This window comes from Pseudomonas sp. MTM4, from assembly GCF_019355055.1.
Lineage (GTDB): Bacteria > Pseudomonadota > Gammaproteobacteria > Pseudomonadales > Pseudomonadaceae > Stutzerimonas.
Map to the genome: position 1 here is coordinate 909,886 of NZ_CP048411.1, position 16,203 is coordinate 926,088.

Below are 16,203 nucleotides of genomic sequence, written 5' to 3' on the forward strand. Positions count from 1 at the left end.
CATCTCTCAATTGTGCTTACCTGCGGCGCGCTCGCGCAGGAATTCGACCACGGCGTCCTGCTCTCCCGCGAACTCGATTCGGGACGCTTTGCTCTCGCGCTGGTAGGCATACATGGGGTCGTAATATTGCCTCAGCAATGCCTCGATCCAGCCGCGATGCAGATCGACCGAGCCGCTAGTGGCCTGCTCGGCAAGCGCCTGTTCCATGATTGCAGCCAGTTGCTTGTAGCTCTCGCCACCGAGCCGCTTACTGATATTGACCAGACTTTGCCGCAAACGCTCGGCGAATGCTGTGAAGCCCTCCTCGCCCTGCTCATGGATGAATTCGGCACAGAGATCGATCACATAGTCCTTGAGGATCCGTTCGACCCGCCCCTCGATGCTGTCTTCCAGCCACACCAGAGGATAACGCTGCATGCCCTGGAACAGCGGCAGCGGGATCGAGCAGCGCCCCACCAGCCGCGCCTCGTCTTCGAGCACGAACTGCCTGACACCGGCGTGCTGCAGCTTCAGCAAGCGAATCGCCAGTGCGTTCTCGAAATCGATCTGCGCCGGTTGCGGCGTGGCGCGCTTGCCAAAACTCGAGCCTCGGTGATTGGCGATGCTTTCCAGGTCGACGCTGTGGTCCAGGCGCGCCAGTACTTCGGTCTTGCCGGTACCGGTCATGCCACCCACCAGCACGAAATCGTCGTGCGCCGCCGCATGCTCAAGCGTATCGAGCAGAAAATGGCGCATCGCCTTGTAGCCGCCGGTCACGCGCGGATAGTCGATTCCCGCCTCGGTCTTGAGCCATTGCTGGACCAATTGCGAACGCAGCCCGCCACGGAAACAGTAGATGTAGCCCTGCGGATTGTGACGTGCGAAGTCGGCCCACGCCTGGATGCGCTCGGCCTTGAGTTTCCCACTGACCAGGCGGTGACCGAGTTCGAGCGCCGCCTGCTGGCCGTGTTGCTTGTAGCAGGTGCCGACTTTCTGCCGCTCGACGTCGTTCATCAGTGGCAGATTGACTACGCCCGGGAAAGCGCCTTTGGCAAACTCCACGGGTGCACGGGCATCCATCATCGGAACATCGTTGAGAAACAGTTCGCGAAAGTTGCTGGTATCGCTGCGCATCAACAGACCTCGACCGCAAAGGCGCCGGCATCGACCAACTCGCCGATCGGTTCCAATGCCAGACCGAGCTCGGCTGCGACCGAGAGGAATTCCGCCTCGCCTTCGGGCGCCACCGCCACCAGCAGTCCACCGCTGGTTTGCGGGTCGCAGAGCAGTTGCTTGTGCGCTTCATCGAGCGTGGCGATGCGGTCGCCATAACTTTCGAAGTTGCGCCCGGTGCCACCGGGAACGCAGCCCTGCTCCAGGTAGTACTCGACGCCTTCCAGACGCGGCACGCGGGCGTAATCGATGCGCGCAGTCACGCCGCTGCCATCGGCCATTTCTACCAGATGCCCGAGCAGGCCGAAACCGGTGACGTCAGTCATGGCGCGAACGCCCGCGAGCTTGCCGAAGCGGCTGCCTGGCCGGTTGAGCGTGCACATCAGATCACGCGCCCGGCCGACGTCTTCGTCCCGCAGCTTGGCCTTCTTTTCCGCGGTGGTGAAAATGCCGATGCCCAGCGGCTTGGTCAGATAAAGCTTGCACCCGACCGACGCCGTATCGTTGCGCTTCATCTGGGCTTTGTTCACCAGACCGGTAACCGCCAGGCCGAAGATCGGCTCGGGCGCGTCGATCGAATGGCCGCCGGCCAGCGGAATTCCTGCTGCATCACAGACGGCTCGCCCTCCAGCGATCACTTCGCGGGCCACTTCCGGCGGGAGCAGGTTGACCGGCCAGCCAAGAATCGCGATGGCCATCAGCGGATCACCGCCCATGGCATAGATGTCACTGATCGCGTTGGTAGCGGCAATGCGGCCGAAGTCGAACGGATCGTCGACGATGGGCATGAAAAAATCAGTGGTCGACACCACGCCGCGCTCTTCGTCGATGCCGTACACGGCGGCATCGTCACGCGAGGCGTTGCCGACCCACAGGCGCGGATCGAGATTCTGCGCGCCACTGCCGGCGAGGATCACATCCAGCACCTTCGGGGAAATCTTGCAGCCGCAGCCGGCACCATGGCTGTACTGAGTAAGGCGAATGGGTTCGCTCATCTGGAAAGGCCCTCATGACGCTGGCAAAACGGGCGCCGATTGTAGCAAAGGCCAGAGCCGCCTTCGCTGCGCCGCGAGGGTGATGTTTTCGTTGCACGCTTGGCTTTAACTTGAAGCTTGCGGCATGAAGCTTGAAGCTATTGCCCCTGCCATAGGGAGAATCGCATGGGCAACAAGGTCGCACTGGTACTGGGGTCGGGTGGCGCGCGCGGTTATGCGCATATCGGGGTCATCGATGAACTGACGGCGCGGGGCTATGAAATCAAATGCGTCGCAGGCTGCTCGATGGGTGCGGTGGTTGGTGGAATCTACGCAGCGGGCAAACTGGACGAGTATCGCGATTGGGTCGAAAGCCTGGATTACCTGGACATGCTGCGCCTGGTCGATCCAAGTTTCAGTCTCGGGGCGATACGAGGTGAGAAGATCTTCGGACGTATTCGCGACATGCTGGGCTCGATCAACATCGAGGATCTGCCGATCCCCTTCACAGCCGTCGCGGCCGACCTGACCAACCAGCAGGAAATATGGTTTCAGGAAGGCAACCTGGAGCAGGCGATGCGCGCCTCGGCAGCCATCCCGAGCCTGTTCACGCCGGTTATGCAGGGCAACCGGATGCTGGTGGACGGTGGCATCCTCAATCCGTTGCCGATCGTGCCGGTGGTTTCCGCCCACTGCGACATCATCATCGCGGTCAACCTCAACGCCAACAACCATCGGCAGTACCCGCTGCCGGAGATAATCCGTCCGGGTCGCTTCGATGCGATGGTCAACTCGATCAGCTCGCACATCCCGTTCTGGCGCAGCAAGGGATTGGAAGAGCAACTTGCAGAGCTTCAGGCTGCGGAAGAAGGCGATGGCACCCAGCCGCCGGCAGCGCCCACCGGGCAGAGCGCGCCGAAATCGGCAGAAGGATCGATGGTCGTGGATGTGGGTAGCCCAGCGTCCTTGCTGGAGCTTATCAACCAGAGCTTCGAAGTCATGCAATCCTCGTTAACGCAGTACAAGATCGCCGGTTATCCGCCGAACGTGCTGGTCAACATTCCCAAGCGCGCGTGCCGCTTTTACGAGTTCTACAAGGCGCCGGAGCTAATCAAGCTGGGTCAGATCGTCGCCCGAGACACGCTCGACAAGTACGAGGAGGAACAGCTTTAGTCACCGCTGATCGCCCTTTCAGCGAGAGTGCGTCTGATCGAATCCACTGCCCGGCAGCTTTTCCGGGCTAGCGGCTTCCGGCACTTCCTTGATCAGCCAGTCACCCAACAGGCTGTAGGCAACCGCCAGCAGCGTCGGGCCTAGGAACAGGCCCATGAAACCGAACGCCAGTACGCCGCCAAACACGCCAAGCAGCACGACTACCAACGGCAGATTACCGCCCCGGCTGATCAAGTAGGGCTTCAGCACGTTGTCCACGCCGCTGATGATGAACATGCCCCAGACACCGAGAAACACTGCCATACCGTACTGGCCCTGCCAGGCCAGCCAGGCCACCGCTGGCCCCCACACCAGTGGCGGAACCATCAGAAAGCTGAACGCGAAGGTCAGCAGGCCGAGAATCAACGCGCCTGGTATGCCGGCAATGCTGAACCCCACATAAGCGAGAATCGCCTGGGCAGCGGCCGTACCGATCACACCGTTGACGACACGCTGTACCGTACCGGCTACCAACTCTAGGTAATGATCAGCACGGTCGCCAATCAACCGATGCAGCAGGCTGTGAATGAAGGCCGCGAGTTTCGGTCCGTCGCGGTAGAAGAAAAACACCAGCACCAGGCTGAGCGCCAGCTCCAGCATCCCACCGCCAATGCGTGCACTGCGCACCAGCATCCAGTTGCCGACCTGGCCGATGTAGGGCCGAATGGTGGCAAAAAAGGCCGTGCCCTGTTCGTCCAGAGTGTTCCATAGCGCTAACAAACGATCGCCTACCAGTGGCAACTCACCGACCCACTCGGGGGGCGGCGGCAAGCCTTGCATCTGAAGGTTGTGCACCAGCACGTTGACCTCTCGAATGTGGTCGGCGATGTTGAAGCCCAGCCACACCAGCGGCACCGCTACCGACACCATCCAGCCAAACGTTAGCAGCGTTGCGGCGAGCGTAGAGTTGCCTTTCAGCCAGCGTGTCAGTACGCGCATGATCGGCCAGCTCGCGAAGGCCAGCACCGCTGCCCAGAACAACGCGGAAGCAAACGGAGCCAGCACCCACACACAGGCACCGAGCAGTACCAGGAGCAGAATCTGCACCAGCAGACGATCGTTGTTGAGCATCAGGTTACCTATCGAAAAAAACGTGGCGCGAGCAAAGCGCACCGGGCAGTGCGCCATTGCAGTCTGAAACGCCCTTCAGCGCAACAGTTTGATTCGCAAGCCACTCTCTTCGGACACTTCGGCCTCCAGGCGTCGCGCCCGGATTCGCTCCTGCGTCAAGGCCTCATGCCACTCCGCCGCCCCCTCGCCCTCCAGTGCCACTCGAATAGTGCTGTCGAGCCGCAGCACATTGGCCAGCAGGGCGCCCCACTCCGCCGTGGGTTCTTGAGGCAACCGCGGCAGCCAGAGCTCGCCGGTACTCTTCAGTTGGCGCAACAACGTTGCCGGATTCGGCAAAATGACGCCAAGCGTCTCATCGGGACTGAACTGTTCCACTTGCAGATAAGGGCGACCATTGCCACGGGTGATGCCATAAAGCGCCATGAAGCGGTCGGAATCGCCAGGCAGGCGCGCCAACAGATAAGCCTGTCGGGCATCGGGGCCATAGAGCGTCGAGCGCTCGAATATCTCATTGGCCCATAGACTGCTCGATCCACACTCGCGCCCTTCGCACCAGAAGAGCAATTCGGCACCGCTTTCCAACAGGCTATTGCGCGCCCGCTCGAATGCTTCGATACCGGTATGGACCGCCGGTAACAGGTAAGTCACGGCCGTCAGTTGGCCGCTCGCCGTAACCTGATCGCTCATCCGCAGGCGACCGCTGATTCGCCGAATCGAATCCAACGGGTAGGTCCGCTCCAGCACCGGCTGTTCCTTGAACGCCACGATCTGCGCCTGCGGATAGCGTGGCAGCGAATCGAAATCCCGGCTACCAGGAAGGTCAGCAGCGCTCACCACACCGGCAAAAGCTCCCAATGTGAAAACCCATGCAGCTCGCATACCGGCCCTCAACGAATCACACCGCAAGCTTCTAGACATTCGGGTGCGCTTCTGAGCAGCTGCGTGCAAGAAGACAGGCCGAGTTCATCGAGCACAACGGATACCGTGTGGCCTTGGGCTTGGTGTGTATGGATGGCAATCATGGGTGGTCCCTGCTGAGGCGATTGCCCAGCCTCACCAGTTGGCAAAAGCAAGTCAAGCAAGGCTTTGCGACAGATTCTTGCGTAACTGCGCTACCGCCTGAGTCAAGACGCGAAGAAGGGATTGAAAACAGCCGAAACCGCTTCGGCACCTGCCTGATCATCCAAGTGCAGATGGTGCCCGCCGGGCAATCGATGCAACGTGAACGGCAAGGAATCGCATAACTCAAGCGTTTCGGGCCGGGTCATCAGCCCCTGCTCCGCCAGGATCAGGCTGGCCGGACAGGCCACCCGCTGAGCGAATGCCAGCGCGTGCGCACGCGTCAAGCGCATTGGGGACGGCAGCATGAGCCGGGCATCAGTACGCCAGGTATAGCCACCCGGAACCGGCATCAACCCCCGCAGGGCAAGGCGCTCGGCCGCCTCCAGGCTGACCGCTCCGACACCTTTCATGCGCGCCGCGACAGCCTGTTCGAAAGTGGCATAGACCGGTTTGCGTTTCTCATCGACGGAGAGCAGCGCCTGCAACGATTCGCCGAGCTTCTGCGGCGCGGTGTCGGCCTCACCAGTAAAGGGGATCACCCCATCGATCAATGCCAGACGCTCGATTCGATCGGGCATGGCGCCGGCCAATAGCACCGACACAATCGCCCCCATCGAATGACCCAACAGGGAGAACTGCTGCCAGCCGAATTGCTCGGCAGTCTGCAGCACGTCGTGAGCGTAATCCCAGATGTTGTAGGCGGCACCGACCGGACGATGATCGGAATGACCATGTCCCGGCAAGTCCAGCGCGACGATACGGACGCCGTTCAGCAACGGCGCCAGACGGGAAAAGGTAGCGGCATTGTCCAGCCAGCCGTGCAACGCAATGACTGGCCGACCATCCTCTGGACCGTAGAGATGCGCCGCGACTTCGATATGCGGTAGGCTCAGGCGAATCTCTTCAAACACGACAGTCATGCGGCACCTCTTCTGTTCAGATTGCTCCAGCGACTGAACAATTGTTTGAGCAAAGCCGCCGTATCGCTCGGATATTCGAGCGGAAACATGTGCCCACCGGGCAAGGTATGCGACTCGCCATGCGCAACCAGCCGAAGCAGATACGCATGATGCGGCAGCACCACCCGGCTTTGGCTACCGCGCACCACGGCAAGCGGAATCTTCAGAGCATGCGGCCAGCCAGGCGTAACATGCGGCACGCTGCGGTAGATACGGATTTCTGTTTCGGGGTCGAAGCGCAAACGCAGCCCATCAGCGGTTGGCTCCAGTCCATGCTCGACGTAGGCGTCCAGGCACTCTGGATCGAATGCACGAAACAACGTCTTGCTGGCGAAATATTCCCGCGCTTCATTCACGCACCTGAACGCCTCGCGGCGGCCGATGGTACGACCCGCTGGAGTGAGCCGATCAATGAAGCCGAAACGCTTCGCCACCCAGATCAGGGTCTGATCGAACCAGGTCGTCATCGGCGAATCGAGCATGACAACCCCGCGGTAAAGCTCGGGACGTTGCAAGGCAGCGTGATAATGCAGCATGCCACCCAACGAATGACCCACGCCCCAGACCGGCTCATTCAGCGCCGTGAGCTGTTCGATGAGTTCCTGCACCAGGTTCTGCCAATTGTCATCCACCGGAAAGCGTGGATCATGACCGTGCTGGTCAAGATGAGTAACGGTGTACTCCGGCGCCAAGGCGCCGAACAGCTTGCGATAGGTGCCCGAAGGAAAACCGTTGGCGTGCGCGAAGAAGATGCGTTGCGTCATGGGCTCGATTAAATAAGTGAAAGACAGCTATTTTCTGGGCGCCTTCCCCTTACGGCAAACGGCCTGAGCGGCAGAACCCAGGGCGGTCCTGCCAAACAAGGCATCTATGACGCTTCTGAGGGCCGAGGGCTCTTCTCACCCACCGGCACGACAGCTACGGTCAGCCGGGAAATACAGCTGAGCTTGCCGTCATCGCCACTCAGACGGATATCCCAGACGTGGCTGGAACGCCCCAGGTGAACAGGACGGCAGACCGCCGTGACGCGACCGCTGCGCAGCGCGCGGATGTGGTTGGCGTTGACTTCGAGGCCAACGCAATAGAATCGGCTCGGATCGATGCACTGGAAGCTGGCCATGGAGCCCACGGTTTCGGCGAGTACTACCGAGGCGCCGCCATGCAGCAAACCAAAGGGCTGATGGGTTCGTGAATCGACCACCATGCTCGCGGTAAGGGACTGGTCGTCGACCGCTTCGAAACGAATGTCGAGCAGTTCGACGATGGTGTTCTGGCGGTTTGCATTGAATTGATCGAGGTCCGGGGGACGATGCCAAATGCTCAAGTGACGCTCTCCGTGGTTTTTTATTCGAGATATTCAGGGGTGACGTAGCGTGCAAACGCCTTGGTTCATTCGGGATGCCGTAGCCCGGCAAGGCGCATCGAGCCCGTCGCAAGATGATCACCTTCCAACTCGGCCAGACTGGCCGTGGCCATGGACAGCGGCGCATCGCGATGGCCACTGACCAGCCAACCGCCCAATACACCAACGAAGGGCTGGTGAGTCACGAGCAATAAATGCTGCTCGATACGACGGTCGAGATAGAGCATGGCATCCTTCGGGTCGGACTCCGGCGTCAGCCAGGGTACCGTTTCGACCGCTCCAGTAAAACCAAGCGTCTGACGGACAATCTCGGCAGTTTGCTGGGCTCGCTGGTACGGACTGACGAGGATGGCCTGAAGAGGTTGTCCCTGCAAATGACTGGCAGCATGCTCCACTTCAAGTTGGCCGGCCCCAGTCAGATTGCGCTCCGCATCGGTACGGGCTCTGGGCTCGGCCTCGCCGTGGCGCAGGAGCCACAGCTTCATGGCTGCGGCTCCTGCTTCGGGGCCTCGGGCGCGACAGGCGATGCCGTTTCAATGTCAGCGGGACGCGGCTTGGGCCAATCCGACATCGGCCACGGCTTGCGATCGGTGTTGAACGTGCCGAAGCGACCTATTTGCGCCACGTATTGGCTGAGACTGTCACCCAACTCTTGCAGGCTCACGTTGACCTTACCGTTTACCGCCCGCAGGACCAGCTGCGCCACCACGATAACCAGCAGCACCAGCTCGGCCACTTGCCAGACAAAAAAGAAAAGCAGCATCCAGATTGCGCGCAAGATCAGCGACTCACGCTCCGCGCTGCGTTGTGGTGTGTTCATCCATACCTCCGGTGTCGTTGTCAGAAGCCATCAGTGGAGATGAAATCCACGTCGGTCTTCGGCTCGCCGCGCATCAGCAGCTCGATTACCTGTTCCAGCGTACGCCCCTCGAACAGAATGGCATGCAGCCCCGTGACCAGCGGCATGTACACCTGCAGCTCCTCGGCCTTGGTCTTCAATACCTTGATGGTGTTGACCCCCTCGGCAACCTCACCCAGTCGTGACACCGCCTCGTCTAGGCTCAAGCCCTCACCAAGCGCATGACCCACCTGAAAATTGCGGCTTTTCGACGAGGTGCAAGTAACGATCAGATCCCCGACACCCGCCAACCCCAGAAACGTCATGGGATTGGCTCCCAGCCTGACGGCAAAGCGCGTCATCTCGGCGAGCGCACGCGTGATCAGCATGCTACGTGTGTTCTCACCCATACCGAGCGCGGCGGCCATACCGGCCATGATCGCGTAAACATTTTTCAGCGCGCCCCCGAGTTCGACACCGAACCGATCGGCACTGGCATAGACGCGGAATGTCCGCCCGTGCAAAGCCTGCTGCACGCATCGGCAGAGTTCCTCGTCGTGGCTGGCCACCACGGTCGCGGTCAGCGCATGCTCGGCCACTTCGCGAGCGAGATTCGGACCCGAGATCACACCGATTCGGGCCTGTGGAGCGATTTCTTCCAAGATCTGGCTCATCAGCATGAAGCCATTCGTCTCGATGCCCTTGGTCGTGCTGACCAGCATCTTGCCCGACAGCTGAGCGGCGAACGGCGTTAGCGCCTGGCGTAACGCGCTGGACGGGAGCGCCACGAAGACCAGCGAGCAATCCGCCAGCGTCTGCCCCAGATCAGTAACCGGACAGACCTGAGAAAGGATCGTCACGCCTTTTAGGTATCGAGGGTTCTGGCGCTGCGTGCGAATGCACTCGGCCTGTTCGGCATCGCGCATCCACAGGCGCACGCCGTGACCATTCTCGGCCAATAGATTCGCAATGGCGGTACCGAAGCTACCGCCGCCAAGCACCGCAATGGGTTGCTGTTCAGTCATGGGGTATCCGTTTTGAGCCACCCGGTGGCAGTGCCGGCATTATACGTAGCCGTCAGCGCGCAGCCAGTGCAAAGCCCATCGTCATTCGAATCATCAGGTTACAGTTTCCAGCGATATATTGAGCCGGCAGAAGCCGCTTTATTCGGCTAGCTCTCGCTATCGTCATGACACTTTGTTCATCGGTCCATAACGGACAGAACGTCACATGGTCGTTGTCATAGATCAGGAGTGTTAAAGTATCGGCCCGTTTCTACCATGGTCTTCCTACGAGTTGGTCGAAACGAGCGGTATCCTTGGGCTGTGACTTTCAGCGCAGGGTGACAGTCTATGACTAGTCTTTATGATCGGACTCTTCAATCTCGAGTCAGATAAAAAGCAGCAAGCCCTCCATAAAGGGACCATTGAGGAATACGCATGACCAAACAACAGGCCTTTACTCGGGAAGATCTGCTCCGTTGCAGCCGCGGCGAGCTTTTCGGGCCCGGTAATGCGCAACTGCCCGCGCCGAACATGCTGATGGTCGATCGCATCGTTCATATCAGCGAAGTGGGCGGCAAGTACGGCAAGGGCGAGTTGGTCGCCGAGCTGGATATCAACCCTGATCTCTGGTTCTTTGCCTGTCATTTCGAAGGCGATCCGGTCATGCCTGGCTGCCTGGGCCTCGACGCCATGTGGCAGCTGGTCGGCTTTTACCTTGGATGGCAGGGCAACCCCGGCCGTGGTCGTGCGCTGGGTTCTGGCGAAGTGAAGTTCTTCGGCCAGGTCCTTCCGACCGCCAAGAAGGTCACCTATAACATTCATATCAAGCGCACCATCAGTCGCTCGCTGATCCTCGGCATCGCCGACGGCACCGTCAGCGTGGATGGTCGCGAGATCTACAGTGCCGAAGGTTTGCGCGTCGGCCTGTTTACCTCTACCGATAGCTTTTGAAGGACTTCCGCATGCGTCGCGTCGTGATCACCGGCCTGGGTATCGTTTCCTGCCTCGGCAATGACAAAGACACCGTTTCCGCCAACCTGCGCGCCAGCCGCCCTGGCATTCGTTTCAATCAGGCCTATGCGGACATGGGTCTGCGCAGCCAGGTCTCGGGTTCAGTCGATCTGAACCTTGAAGAGCTGATCGACCGCAAGGTCCTGCGCTTCATGGGCGATGCGGCGGCTTATGCCTATCTGGCCATGCAACAGGCATTGGAAGACTCCGGCCTCAGCGCCGATGACATTTCCAATCCGCGCATCGGTCTGATCGCCGGCTCTGGTGGCGCTTCGACCATCAACCAGATGGAAGCCATCGACATCCTGCGCGACAAGGGCGTCAAGCGCATCGGCCCATATCGGGTGCCACGCACCATGAGCAGCACGGTTTCCGCCTGCCTGGCTACGCCGTTCCGCATCAAGGGCATCAACTATTCCATCGCTTCGGCCTGCGCCACCAGCGCGCATTGCATCGGCCATGCCATGGAGCAGATCCAGATGGGCAAGCAGGACGTGGTCTTCGCCGGTGGCGGTGAAGAAGAGCACTACAGCCAGAGCTGCCTGTTCGACGCCATGGGCGCCCTCTCCAGCCAGTACAACGACACGCCGGAAAAGGCCTCACGCGCCTATGATTCCAAGCGCGACGGTTTCGTCATTGCCGGCGGCGGCGGCATGGTGGTGGTCGAGGAGCTGGAGCACGCGCTCAAGCGCGGCGCCAAGATCTACGCGGAAATCGTCGGCTACGGCGCCACGTCCGACGGCTATGACATGGTCGCCCCCAGTGGCGAAGGCGCGCTGCGCTGCATGCAGCAGGCGATGGCCACGGTCGACGGCCCGGTCGACTATCTCAACACCCACGGCACTTCCACCCCGGTGGGCGACGTGGCCGAGGCCAAGGCCGTGCGCAACATGTTCGGTGACAAGATCCCGGCCATCAGCTCGACCAAGAGCCTGTCCGGCCACTCGCTGGGCGCCGCCGGCGTTCACGAAGCGATCTACTGCATGTTGATGATGCAGGGTAACTTCATCGCCGGCTCGGCGAACATCGACGAGCTGGACCCAGAAGTCGCCGACCTGCCGATCGTTCGCGAAACCCGCGAGAACGCTCAGTTCGACACCGTGATGAGCAACAGCTTCGGCTTCGGTGGCACCAACGCCACCCTGGTGCTCAAGCGCTGGAAAGGCTGATCGACCGAACAGCCGCAGTAATGAAAACGCCCCGATCAGCAAGCTGATCGGGGCGTTTTCGTTTGCACTTCAAAGTTTCAAGCTGAAGTAAATCGCAGGACGGTTCAGCTCAAGCCTTCGTCCGTCACTGCGACTGTATCGCCATGAGCCATACAGGACGCCGCTGTAAACAGCACGTCAGTGGATGAATTCAGCGCAGTTTCAGCCGAATCCTGCACCACACCGATGATGAATCCGACCGCAACCACCTGCATGGCCATATCGTTGGATATTCCGAACAGACTGCAAGCTAGCGGAATCAACAACAGCGAGCCGCCAGCCACGCCGGAAGCACCGCAAGCGCAGATAGAGGCGAGCAGACTGAGCAGAATGGCGGTAGGAATATCTACAACGACACCCAGCGTATTGACTGCGGCGAGGGTCAGCACCGTGATGGTGATGGCTGCCCCACCCATGTTGATGGTCGCGCCCAGCGGAATCGACACCGAGTAGGTGTCCTTATGCAACCCGAGACGTTCGCACAGCTGCATGTTGACTGGGATGTTCGCCGCCGAACTGCGCGTGAAGAACGCAGTGATGCCACTCTCACGCAGACAGGTGAAGACCAGCGGATAGGGATTCTTGCGAATCTGCCAGAACACGATCAACGGATTCACCACCAGCGCCATGAACAGCATGCTGCCAACCAGAACCAGCAGCAGTTTCAGGTAACCAGTCAGCATCGAGAACCCGGACTCGGCAAGTGTTCCGGCTACCAGACCGAAGATGCCCAGCGGCGCAAAGCGGATCACCACCTTGACGATCAGCGTCACACCTTCCGACATATCGGTTATCAGGTCACGCGTGCTGTCACGAGCATGGCGGAAGGTAAATCCAAGGCCTATGGCCCAGGCCAGAATGCCGATGAAGTTCCCTTCGATAAGTGCCCGTACCGGGTTGTCTACTACGTTGAACATCAGCGTTTGCAGCACCGCGCCAACGCCCGAGGGCGGCACCACATCGTTCGCCTGGCTGGTCAATATCAGAGTCGTTGGAAACAGTGCGCTGGCTGTCACCGCTACCACAGCGGCGCTCAAGGTACCCAAGGCATAGAGAATCAGAATCGGCCGAATATGCGTCGGCTGTCCGCGTTTATGGTTGGCCAGCGACGCTGTCACCAGCACAAACACCAGGATCGGGGCGACAGCCTTCAACCCAGACACGAACAGATCACCCAGCAAGCTGACCGACTTTGCCGCTTGCGGAAACAACCAGGCCAGCAGACAACCGGCGATAAGCCCGACAACGATCTGCGTCACCAGACTGACGCAGTTATAAGCTCTGAAAAGACGGGTTGATAGGTTGGACATCACAGAGTCTCGGCGTAAGAGGCTGGAGCGAACCCAAGGCTTTCCTGGCACTGGAGCAGGCGAAGGTTCGAATAAAAACGCCGAATAGTACGCATCCTACGCCCATATGCCCAGCATTGAGACGAACCGAGGGCTGCCACGGAATTGGTTGCGGTACAGCGACGCCCCGGCGGGCGGGGCGTCGCGACTCCGTCAAATCCGGAAACGCGCAACCATCTCGTTCAATCGGATCGCCAAATGCGACAGCTCCTGGCTCGCTGCGCTGGTCTGATTGGCGCCCGCCGAGGACTGCAATGACAGGTCACGGATATTGACCAGATTACGGTCGACCTCACGTGCCACCTGGGCCTGCTGCTCCGAAGCGCTGGCTATGACCAGATTGCGCTCGCTGATCTGGCTGATGGCCTTGGTGATGTCCTCAAGCGCCTCACCTGCAGTGCGAGCGACGTCGAGCGTGCTGCGTGCTCGTTCGTTACTGGCCTGCATGGCTTGAACGGCCTTATCGGTGCCCTGATGCACGTCACCGATCATCTGCTCGATCTCTTGAGTGGACTGCTGAGTACGATGCGCCAGCGCCCTTACTTCATCCGCAACGACGGCAAACCCGCGTCCGGCCTCGCCAGCACGTGCCGCTTCGATGGCGGCGTTGAGCGCCAGCAAATTGGTCTGCTCGGCGATCGAACGGATCACATCCAGCACCTTGCTGATGTCTCGAACCTGGCCTGCCAGTTGCTCGACCTGGCTGGCCGTGGTGGTGACATCAGCCGCCAGCATACCGATGGATTCAACTGTCTTGATCACCTGTCCACGGCCATGCTGCGCAGTCTTGTCCGACTCACGCGAAGCTTCTGAAGTTGCCACCGCATTGCGGGCGACCTCGTCCACCGCCGCAGTCATTTCATTCACAGCAGTAGCAGCCTGCTCGATCTCGTGATTCTGCTGATGCAGACCGCGAGTTGAGTCTTCGGTCACGGTATTGAGCTCTTCCGCCGCTGAAGCGAGCTGATTGGACGAATCGGAAATACCCTGAATGGTGTTACGCAAGCTTGCCTGCATCGCCTTGAGTGCTGCCAGCAGGCGCGCCGGCTCATCGCTGCCTTCGATAAGGAAATCTCGAGTGAGATCACCCGAGGCGACGGCTTCAGCCAGCTCGACAGCTTGCCTCAAAGGCCGAACGATACTTCGGGTAAACAGAACAGCCAGCGCCACGGTGACCAACGCAGCCATGACAATGGTGGTGATCACCCAGTTGAAGGCCGTTTCGTACGCAGCAAGCGCGCGGCCTGCAGCGCGCCCCGCTTCTTTCTCATTGATCTGCTGAAGGTCGGTTAAAGCCTTGGTCATTGCATCGGCGTGGGCATTGATAGAGCCGTTCATGACCTGCAGGGCTTGTTCCCGCTCGCGCTTGCTTGCGTAATCGACCACCTTTACCTGCTCAACCATATAAAGGCTTCGAGCCGCCTTGAACCGTTCATAAGCGGATTTCTCTTCCTCTGTGGTTAACAGCCGCTCATAGTCGGCCTGCATCGAACGAACATCACCGGAGAGCTTGTCGAGTGTCTGCCGTGTCGCGCTAAGCGCTTCGCTGCTGTCTAGCGTGACCATCCGAATGGTGAGTGCACGCGTGCGTTGCATGCCGATATCAAGACCACCCAAACTGATGAGGCTCGGCAACCAGACCTGATCTACTTGGCTGGATTCCTTGCGCATATCAGCCATCTGTTTCATTGCAAACAGGCCAAGCGCCAAAACCATGAAACCAATCAGGCCGAAGCCAATGGCCGAGCGGATGGAGATATTCAAACGTCGAATGGACATGAGGGCTTACTACTCCAAAGGAAGCGCTGCAGCATCGCAGCGGTTACCTCGGTATCGGAGCCCGACCGATAAGCTTGAAAAATTGACGTCAGAAAAACACGTTTCATGGAAAGAACGCGACCGGCGGTTGCTACCGCAGCGTTCTATTCATCAAATTCGCCTCGGTTCTTACTCCACATCTCAGCGAACCTCAGCCTGCCGCTTGCGAGGCAGCACATCAAGGAAGTTGTCACGCGCAACCTTGTGAGCAATCGACTCGGGTAACGCATCGAGAAACGGGTCGAATGCATGCATTCCCTCACCCAGATTGTCGAACCGCCCGACCACGTCGGAACCCAGCATGAATCGCGTGGGGTGGCGCTCGACCAAGTCCAGCCAGTCACTGTCTGGCTGACCAGACTCATTCACGAGATAGGGATCGAGCATCGTCCAGGAGAGATCGATGTAAAGGTTTGGATAGTCATCCAGCAACCGCGTGACCGTCTCCAAAAGAAAATCGAGCTTTTCCTGATGACGGTGCAGCTCCATGCTCGTCCCCGCATGCGCCCAAATGAAGCGAGTATGGGGGTGATTACGCAACGCCTCTTCCAGCTCGCCCAGATACAGCGGGTTACGCTCACGCTTGGAGGTGATGTTCGAATGCAGCATCACGGGCAAATCGTATTCGGCGGCCAGATGATAGACACGCGTCAGCGCTTCGTTGTTGGCGCGAGGTGTATCGCCTTCGGTCAAGGCAGTGACGTCGTCGTGCCGCGTGAATATTTCTCCCAACCCCTGCCAGAGGCCCGGATCGAGTTCGAGCATCCGCCGGATATGCGCATCGGCATTCTTGTCGTTGGGATTGAAACCCGAGAGAAACGGATGGAAACGGCGTCGCTGCTCGTCGCTCAGCTCTTTCAAGGCCGCCGCAACCACCACGTCGGTCGCGCTGTACCAATAAACCGGCGCATCATCGCCAGCATAGTAACGAGGCCGCTTGGGTTCGTTTTCGTGCCACTTTTTGGCAACGGGGATGCCACTGATCATCACATGGTCGATATCACCGGCGTCCATGGCCTCGAGCAACTTTGCCATGCCGTCGCTTTCCTGGAAGAAATCAACGAAATGCAGATGCGAGTCGCTATAGCGATAGTCCCGCGCTTGAACCGGTGCGATCAAGGCGACCAGACACATCGCGACAAAACAGTTTCGTAAGTTGAACAACCAATGACCTCCTGACAG

16 protein-coding genes are annotated in these 16,203 nt (G+C 59.6%); 3 read left to right on the top strand and 13 right to left on the bottom strand.

What is annotated here, in order from left to right:
- Positions 1–6: 6 nt before the first annotated feature.
- Together mnmH and selD are read right to left on the bottom strand one after the other, a co-directional pair.
- On the bottom strand, positions 7–1,113 hold the full coding sequence (mnmH, locus tag GYM54_RS04060; RefSeq protein ID WP_181104113.1) for a tRNA 2-selenouridine(34) synthase MnmH: 1,107 nt from the start codon (positions 1,111–1,113) through the stop codon (positions 7–9).
- Entirely contained in the window at positions 1,113–2,147 is a 1,035-nt protein-coding gene (gene selD, locus GYM54_RS04065; RefSeq protein ID WP_181104115.1) for a selenide, water dikinase SelD, read from the bottom strand. Before selD ends, mnmH begins: the two co-directional genes overlap by 1 nt.
- Positions 2,148–2,312: 165 nt before the next feature.
- Between selD and GYM54_RS04070 the strand changes: the two genes are divergently transcribed.
- Complete coding sequence (locus GYM54_RS04070; protein ID WP_131651524.1) at positions 2,313–3,299, top strand: patatin-like phospholipase family protein; 987 nt, start codon at positions 2,313–2,315, stop codon at positions 3,297–3,299.
- 18 nt (positions 3,300–3,317) lie between these two features.
- Here the strand turns inward: GYM54_RS04070 and GYM54_RS04075 are convergent, their stop codons facing one another.
- The 8 genes from GYM54_RS04075 to GYM54_RS04110 form a co-directional block, all read right to left on the bottom strand.
- Positions 3,318–4,409, bottom strand: a complete 1,092-nt coding sequence (locus GYM54_RS04075) for an AI-2E family transporter (RefSeq protein ID WP_181104117.1) — start codon at positions 4,407–4,409, stop codon at positions 3,318–3,320.
- A gap of 75 nt (positions 4,410–4,484) precedes the next feature.
- Positions 4,485–5,288 (bottom strand): DUF4892 domain-containing protein, encoded by an 804-nt coding sequence (locus tag GYM54_RS04080; RefSeq protein WP_181104119.1) that lies wholly within the window; start codon positions 5,286–5,288, stop codon positions 4,485–4,487.
- A 245-nt stretch (positions 5,289–5,533) separates the two neighbouring features.
- Positions 5,534–6,391 (bottom strand): alpha/beta hydrolase, encoded by an 858-nt coding sequence (locus GYM54_RS04085; RefSeq protein ID WP_131651527.1) that lies wholly within the window; start codon positions 6,389–6,391, stop codon positions 5,534–5,536.
- A complete protein-coding gene (locus tag GYM54_RS04090) occupies positions 6,388–7,194 on the bottom strand; it encodes an alpha/beta fold hydrolase (RefSeq protein WP_131651528.1) in 807 nt (268 codons plus the stop codon). Before GYM54_RS04090 ends, GYM54_RS04085 begins: the two co-directional genes overlap by 4 nt.
- 104 nt (positions 7,195–7,298) lie before the next feature.
- Positions 7,299–7,754: a hotdog fold thioesterase gene (locus GYM54_RS04095; RefSeq protein WP_131651529.1), complete on the bottom strand. Its 456-nt coding sequence runs from the start codon at positions 7,752–7,754 to the stop codon at positions 7,299–7,301.
- A gap of 65 nt (positions 7,755–7,819) precedes the next feature.
- On the bottom strand, positions 7,820–8,278 hold the full coding sequence (sixA, locus tag GYM54_RS04100) for a phosphohistidine phosphatase SixA (protein ID WP_131651530.1): 459 nt from the start codon (positions 8,276–8,278) through the stop codon (positions 7,820–7,822).
- Positions 8,275–8,613, bottom strand: a complete 339-nt coding sequence (locus GYM54_RS04105) for a DUF4389 domain-containing protein (RefSeq protein WP_131651531.1) — start codon at positions 8,611–8,613, stop codon at positions 8,275–8,277. The genes sixA and GYM54_RS04105 overlap by 4 nt, the downstream gene beginning before the upstream one ends.
- Before the next feature lie 20 nt (positions 8,614–8,633).
- Positions 8,634–9,656 (bottom strand): NAD(P)H-dependent glycerol-3-phosphate dehydrogenase, encoded by a 1,023-nt coding sequence (locus GYM54_RS04110; RefSeq protein WP_181104121.1) that lies wholly within the window; start codon positions 9,654–9,656, stop codon positions 8,634–8,636.
- Between the two features lie 414 nt (positions 9,657–10,070).
- Between GYM54_RS04110 and fabA the strand changes: the two genes are divergently transcribed.
- Positions 10,071–10,586 (top strand): 3-hydroxyacyl-[acyl-carrier-protein] dehydratase FabA, encoded by a 516-nt coding sequence (gene fabA, locus GYM54_RS04115; RefSeq protein ID WP_045161538.1) that lies wholly within the window; start codon positions 10,071–10,073, stop codon positions 10,584–10,586.
- Positions 10,587–10,597: 11 nt separating this feature from the next.
- Positions 10,598–11,815 (top strand): beta-ketoacyl-ACP synthase I, encoded by a 1,218-nt coding sequence (gene fabB / locus GYM54_RS04120; protein WP_131651533.1) that lies wholly within the window; start codon positions 10,598–10,600, stop codon positions 11,813–11,815.
- A gap of 104 nt (positions 11,816–11,919) precedes the next feature.
- Here the strand turns inward: fabB and sstT are convergent, their stop codons facing one another.
- The 3 genes from sstT to GYM54_RS04135 form a co-directional block, all read right to left on the bottom strand.
- Positions 11,920–13,164 (bottom strand): serine/threonine transporter SstT, encoded by a 1,245-nt coding sequence (sstT, locus tag GYM54_RS04125; RefSeq protein WP_181104123.1) that lies wholly within the window; start codon positions 13,162–13,164, stop codon positions 11,920–11,922.
- A gap of 192 nt (positions 13,165–13,356) precedes the next feature.
- Complete coding sequence (locus tag GYM54_RS04130; RefSeq protein ID WP_181104125.1) at positions 13,357–14,982, bottom strand: methyl-accepting chemotaxis protein; 1,626 nt, start codon at positions 14,980–14,982, stop codon at positions 13,357–13,359.
- A gap of 180 nt (positions 14,983–15,162) precedes the next feature.
- On the bottom strand, positions 15,163–16,155 hold the full coding sequence (locus GYM54_RS04135; RefSeq protein WP_181104429.1) for an amidohydrolase family protein: 993 nt from the start codon (positions 16,153–16,155) through the stop codon (positions 15,163–15,165).
- Positions 16,156–16,203: the final 48 nt, after the last annotated feature.

Excerpts from the sequence above, each read along its gene's own strand:
- mnmH (WP_181104113.1), bottom strand. The coding sequence starts at position 1,113 with ATGCGCAGCGATACCAGCAACTTTCGCGAACTGTTTCTCAACGATGTT.
- selD (WP_181104115.1), bottom strand. The coding sequence starts at position 2,147 with ATGAGCGAACCCATTCGCCTTACTCAGTACAGCCATGGTGCCGGCTGC.
- GYM54_RS04070 (WP_131651524.1), top strand. The coding sequence starts at position 2,313 with ATGGGCAACAAGGTCGCACTGGTACTGGGGTCGGGTGGCGCGCGCGGT.
- GYM54_RS04075 (WP_181104117.1), bottom strand. The coding sequence starts at position 4,409 with ATGCTCAACAACGATCGTCTGCTGGTGCAGATTCTGCTCCTGGTACTG.
- GYM54_RS04080 (WP_181104119.1), bottom strand. The coding sequence starts at position 5,288 with ATGCGAGCTGCATGGGTTTTCACATTGGGAGCTTTTGCCGGTGTGGTG.
- GYM54_RS04085 (WP_131651527.1), bottom strand. The coding sequence starts at position 6,391 with ATGACTGTCGTGTTTGAAGAGATTCGCCTGAGCCTACCGCATATCGAA.
- GYM54_RS04090 (WP_131651528.1), bottom strand. The coding sequence starts at position 7,194 with ATGACGCAACGCATCTTCTTCGCGCACGCCAACGGTTTTCCTTCGGGC.
- sixA (WP_131651530.1), bottom strand. The coding sequence starts at position 8,278 with ATGAAGCTGTGGCTCCTGCGCCACGGCGAGGCCGAGCCCAGAGCCCGT.
- GYM54_RS04105 (WP_131651531.1), bottom strand. The coding sequence starts at position 8,613 with ATGAACACACCACAACGCAGCGCGGAGCGTGAGTCGCTGATCTTGCGC.
- GYM54_RS04110 (WP_181104121.1), bottom strand. The coding sequence starts at position 9,656 with ATGACTGAACAGCAACCCATTGCGGTGCTTGGCGGCGGTAGCTTCGGT.
- fabA (WP_045161538.1), top strand. The coding sequence starts at position 10,071 with ATGACCAAACAACAGGCCTTTACTCGGGAAGATCTGCTCCGTTGCAGC.
- fabB (WP_131651533.1), top strand. The coding sequence starts at position 10,598 with ATGCGTCGCGTCGTGATCACCGGCCTGGGTATCGTTTCCTGCCTCGGC.
- sstT (WP_181104123.1), bottom strand. The coding sequence starts at position 13,164 with ATGTCCAACCTATCAACCCGTCTTTTCAGAGCTTATAACTGCGTCAGT.
- GYM54_RS04130 (WP_181104125.1), bottom strand. The coding sequence starts at position 14,982 with ATGTCCATTCGACGTTTGAATATCTCCATCCGCTCGGCCATTGGCTTC.
- GYM54_RS04135 (WP_181104429.1), bottom strand. The coding sequence starts at position 16,155 with ATGTGTCTGGTCGCCTTGATCGCACCGGTTCAAGCGCGGGACTATCGC.